General features: G+C 63.9%; 2 protein-coding genes and 1 pseudogene. 2 read left to right on the top strand and 1 reads right to left on the bottom strand.

The genetic code is table 11. The annotated features are described in order from the left end of the window. Positions 1-42: 42 nt before the first annotated feature. The gene (locus tag BO39_RS29350) at positions 43-291 is read right to left on the bottom strand and encodes a hypothetical protein (protein WP_043840422.1); all 249 of its coding nucleotides are present in this window, start codon (positions 289-291) and stop codon (positions 43-45) included. 168 nt (positions 292-459) lie between these two features. Between BO39_RS29350 and BO39_RS33520 the strand changes: the two genes are divergently transcribed. Beyond that, positions 460-651: a hypothetical protein gene (locus BO39_RS33520; RefSeq protein ID WP_156964191.1), complete on the top strand. Its 192-nt coding sequence runs from the start codon at positions 460-462 to the stop codon at positions 649-651. Positions 652-937: 286 nt separating this feature from the next. Next, a pseudogene (locus tag BO39_RS34870) lies at positions 938-1,735 on the top strand (transposase); the annotation flags it as partial. Positions 1,736-1,824: the final 89 nt, after the last annotated feature.

Below are 1,824 nucleotides of genomic sequence, written 5' to 3'. Positions count from 1 at the left end.
TGCTCCATTAAAAATCCGCCTGGGGCACCTCATGGGGGCTGGTCACATGCGCTGCTGCCGACCGGCAGCCGTGGCCTCGATGAGGAGCATTTTCTCCTGCACGGCGGCTACGCTAACAGCACGGCCGATCTCAAGTGCGGCGACGAGCCGGGGCATGCTGGTGCCTGCCATTCGAGTGCTGAGCGCTGACACATCGGAGAGTCCGACCAGGGAGTAGGCGAGGAGCCCGATCGAAGTCGCCGCAACGGCAATCTTCGTCCCGATCTTCAGTTGTTCCAGCAGTCGTCGCATGGCGCGCGGCCCTCAAGAGCACGAGGTCCCCCTCTCTCATGGAGGGAAATAGGCTCATCATGCGGCGAGATGGCCTGGCTGAAGGATGCGGCTCTTTTGTAGTCATGATTCACAAAAGAAATGACAGTTGCCCCGGGTATAGCGGTGTTCCCAGACGGAGCCGGTCAGATGTCGCAAAGGGACAACGATCCTCAACGGAGCATCGCCGCGCAGGTCGCCCGTGCCGCGGACGACCTGTTTCCGCGCGACAAGGTGGCATTGCTGCGCACCGCGAGAGCTCTGCGCGCCGCAGCGGAGGCGGATTTGCCCTCCCCTCCTGCTCGCGGCGACAACACCTCGGCGAAGTTGTACGGTCGCTGAGTTCCAACGTCGCTCGGGTCCCCTCGCCTTTGGTGAGCCGCCCGGCCACCCTCGCTGGCGCTCACGCGGCCATGCTGTGCTTGCCCACGAGCGTTTTCATCGCATGGTCGAGGATGGCAAGTAGGGTCGTGTCCTGCCGGAAGGTGACGGCAAGCAAGCCGTCGTGGGAATCAACGATTGACCTTAAACCTGGAAACTGGTCCGCGCTTTCTGAGAGTTTTCCGGCAGGTTTGTTGAGCTGAGGGAGGGCGGTTCGGTGAGGAAGAGCCACTACATTTAGGAACAGATTTCCTTCGCCCTGAAGCAGGCGGAGCTGGGCACGCCGGTGGTGGAGGTCTGCCGCAAGATGGCGGTGTCGGAGGCGACGTTCTTTCGGTGGAAGCGGAAGTACGGTGGGCTGGGCCCCTCGGAGCTGCGGCACCTGAGGCAGGTGCAGGAAGGGAACACGGAGCTGAAGAAGCTCGTGGCCGACCTCAGCCTGGACAAGGCGATGCTGCAGGAGGTCTTGGCAAGAAAACTCTACCGCTTGGTCGCCGGCCTGAGCTCGACCGCCACGTGCAGGACGCGTTCGGGGTGAGCGAGCGGCAGGGTTGTGCCGCTCTGCGGTTCCACCGCTCCTCCCAGCGCTACCGCGCTACCGCGCTACCGCGCTCGCCGGGACAGCCAGGCGCACTTACGGGTGCGGATCTGTGAGATCGCGGCGGTGCGGGTGCTTTACGGCTCCACGCGCAATCATGTCCTACTCCAGCGCGAGGGTTCGCGAGTGAACCGCAAGCGGGTTTACCGGCTGTATCGCTTGGAAGGGCTGAGTCTACGGTGCAAACGGCCGAGGCGGCACGTCACGGCCGCGGGGCGGCTGGAGCGCGACGCGGCGGTGAGGCTGAACCAGCAATGGTCGATGGACTTCGTCTCGGACGCACTGTTCGACGGCCACCGGATCCGGGCTCTGACGCTGGTCGACAACTTCACCCGCAAGGCGCTGGCGATCGTCGTGGATGGCGGCATCCGTGGCGAGCATGTGGTGCAGGCGGTGGAGGCGATCGCCACTCAGCGCGGCACACCGGAACTGATCAGGGTTGACAACGTCCTAGAACGGGAAGGCGCGGGACGCTTTGGCCAACAGGTCTCCATCGCCAGTTTGCATTGACGTCGGAACGCGCAGCAACACAAAAC

The organism is Roseomonas aerilata DSM 19363 (assembly GCF_000711725.1).
Taxonomy (GTDB): domain Bacteria; phylum Pseudomonadota; class Alphaproteobacteria; order Acetobacterales; family Acetobacteraceae; genus Roseomonas; species Roseomonas aerilata.
The sequence above is the reverse complement of the archived record's forward strand: the minus strand, read 5'-3'. Positions and strand labels throughout refer to the sequence as shown.